3 protein-coding genes are annotated in these 2,838 nt (G+C 42.1%); all 3 read right to left on the bottom strand.

What is annotated here, in order from left to right; genetic code table 11:
* On the bottom strand, positions 1 to 1,086 hold a 1,086-nt coding region (locus tag GPK89_RS14750), incomplete at its 3' end, for an ABC transporter permease (protein WP_215694311.1).
* A complete protein-coding gene (locus GPK89_RS14745; RefSeq protein ID WP_055163293.1) occupies positions 1,086 to 1,766 on the bottom strand; it encodes an ABC transporter ATP-binding protein in 681 nt (226 codons plus the stop codon). The genes GPK89_RS14750 and GPK89_RS14745, both read right to left, overlap by 1 nt.
* 100 nt (positions 1,767 to 1,866) lie before the next feature.
* A partial coding sequence (locus tag GPK89_RS14740) for a sensor histidine kinase (RefSeq protein WP_215694309.1) occupies positions 1,867 to 2,838 on the bottom strand: 972 nt, incomplete at its 5' end.

Below are 2,838 nucleotides of genomic sequence, written 5' to 3'. Positions count from 1 at the left end.
AAAAGTGAATGTTTCTCCAAAAGCTGCCCTGACCACACTTAACAACAGAGCAGACAGCAGTATGCCGACAACCAATCCCAAAGGTATGCTTACCACACCCAAAAGAAAGGCTTCTAAATATACACTAAGGCGTTTTTGCCCTTTTGTGGCTCCAATACTGGATAACATTCCCATCTGCTTAATTCGTTCCTGCAAGGAAATGGAGAGGGCGTTGCTGATCATTGAAGCGGATGCAGCCATCAAAAGGCAAATGACCATGACTACCAAAGCAATCAGTTTGGCAGCTCCTTTGCCGCCGGTAATTCCATGATAGACTAACAGTTCAGAATGAAACTTTGCTACATGACTGTCTACTGCCGCAGCCACTTCTTCGGCTTCTGTATAGATCGAATTGGATAAATTCTTTGCCTTGACATACGCAGCAAAATCGGATGCCGTTTTGTCAACGCCTGCAAAGGCATTATAGTTTGCTGCGATTTTTGAGTCATTCACATCTGACAGAATACCAACAACTACATACGCTTTCTCTTTCGTTGGAACGAAACTTTCTTCTTCGCCCCTATAATTTGTCAGCCCGGAAAGCTGGGCATTATATTCATCCCAAATTCTTGAACCAAGGGTTAAAGAAATCGTATCTCCAATCTCTGTGTTCATATTGTTTTTCTTCAAAAAAGATTCTGAAATAACAAGCTCATTTTCATCTTGCGGGAAACGCCCCGCAAGCAAATACTGATTTAACGAAAATCTTTGGGTAAAGTTCTCGTCAATCTCGCCAACGGAGAGCATTGTACTGTTGGATTTCTCCCCGTAAAAACTGTTTCCGGCAAAGCGGAGAAGCGAAACCTCGCCTACATTGTTTTGACTATATAGCTCTTGAACCTGCTCCCAAGTCAAATCCTCCATGTAGTAGTCATAATCGCCACCATACACTTTTTCTTTCTCTTTCAAAAAATCAACCAACGACCATCCCCCACAGAGAATAGCGGTTATCATACTGATTGACAAAAGAATGGTTAAAAGTGTGAGTAGGGTACGCTTTTTATTCGACAGCAGATTCCTGAGTGTAAGCGTGAAAATCATATTCATCAGCGTATCACCTCATCCCTCACAAGTCTGCCATCCTGAATTTCCAGAATACGGTCTGCCTGCATTGCGATTTCACGGTCATGGGTAATCAGGATCATTGTCTGGCGATAGACTTCATTGGATTCACGCAGAAGTTTCATAATATCCCTTGTGTTCTCCGTGTCCAGATTTCCCGTCGGCTCGTCCGCAAGGATAATCGCAGGTGCGTTAATCAACGCTCGTCCGATTGCCACTCTTTGTTGTTGACCGCCGGATAACTGACTTGGCAGGTGCTTTCTACGCTTTACCAGTTTGAGCGTGGATAGCAGTTCTTTCAAACGCTCCTTATTGATTTTACGCCCATCCAATCGAATCGGCAGCGTGATATTTTCCTCGACAGTCAAAACCGGGATCAGATTATAAAACTGATAGACAAGCCCAACCTGCCTTCTTCTGAATACAGCCAATTCATCTTCGTTTTGCTCATAAACATCCTGTCCATCCACAAATACTTTTCCCGAAGTTGGTCTGTCAACACCACCTAAAATGTGCAACAGGGTAGACTTGCCAGACCCAGATGCTCCAATGATTGCAACAAACTCTCCTTTATCGACGGAAAAAGAAACATCTGACAAAGCATGGACAGGAGCATTGTCCATTTCATAGGTTTTGCAGATATTCTCTACTCTTAATATTTCCATAAAAAGTTCCTCCATATATTTTTGCAATTCAGTATAGCAAAGCCAAGTGACTGCTTCATTACTTTTTCATTACAAAAATGTCACTTAAAAAGGGGCTGCATTAAGCAGTCCCCCGATAAAAGCAGATTTCAAATTCTGCACCGCCTGACTTCCGGTTTTTCGCCTGGATGACGCCGCCCTGGTTGACGATGATTGTTTTTGCCAGAGCCAACCCCAAACCGGCATTACCGATTGTAGAGCCACTTCCTTGATAAAATCGGTCAAATAGATGCGGTATATCCTTTTTCCGAAAACCTGCTCCATTATCCGCTATAATGATCTGTGTCAAAAGAGGTCTTTCTATTGCCTTGATTTCAATACTGCTGCTCTCTGGTGAATGTTCGATACAGTTTTTAATTACATTCCCCAAGGCTTCAGCAGTCCAATCAGCATCAAGAGCAAGTTTCAGTTCTGCCGGAATCACTTGCGTGATTGTCTGCATTTTTAATTCTGCCGCAATCTCCAGAGGACGAATTGCTTTTTCTACCACATCTTTTAAGTATATCTCCTGTGGCTTTAGAGTAATCGTTCCTGCATCCAGCTTGGATATTTTCAGAAGTGTGGCTATCAGCCACTCCATTCTTGATAAGAGCATAGTCTGTTTGCGGATCAGCTCATACCTTTCTTCGTCAGTCAGTTCCTCATTACACAGAGAAGCATTTAGGATATTCAGCGATGTCAAAGGTGTTTTTAATTGATGTGAAATATCGGCTAAAGCATTCGCCAAATTACCTTTCTCCATTTTCAGAGCTTCTGCCTGTTCAATAAGTCGTCTTGTCATCTTAGATATTTCATCATGTAAAACAGATAATTCGCCTTCTTGAAACTGCTCAAAAGAAATCGTTTCATCTCCATGCAGCAGCCTATCAATATGCAAACTAAAATCAGCAATTTTCTTGTATCTCTGATATGTAAAAAAGAGGGAAACTGCACTTGATGAAATGATAGCCGACAGAACAATCCACACAGCTTTGCTATCAACGATAATGCCAATGCCGCCCCAAAATAGAATAAGAATACTGCTGACAACAAT

The organism is Gemmiger formicilis (assembly GCF_018784445.1).
Lineage (GTDB): Bacteria > Bacillota > Clostridia > Oscillospirales > Ruminococcaceae > Gemmiger.
This window is presented reverse-complemented; position numbering and strand designations above follow the sequence as displayed.

Coding starts and splice junctions, on each gene's coding strand:
- GPK89_RS14745 (WP_055163293.1), bottom strand. CDS start 1,766: ATGGAAATATTAAGAGTAGAGAATATCTGCAAAACCTATGAAATGGAC.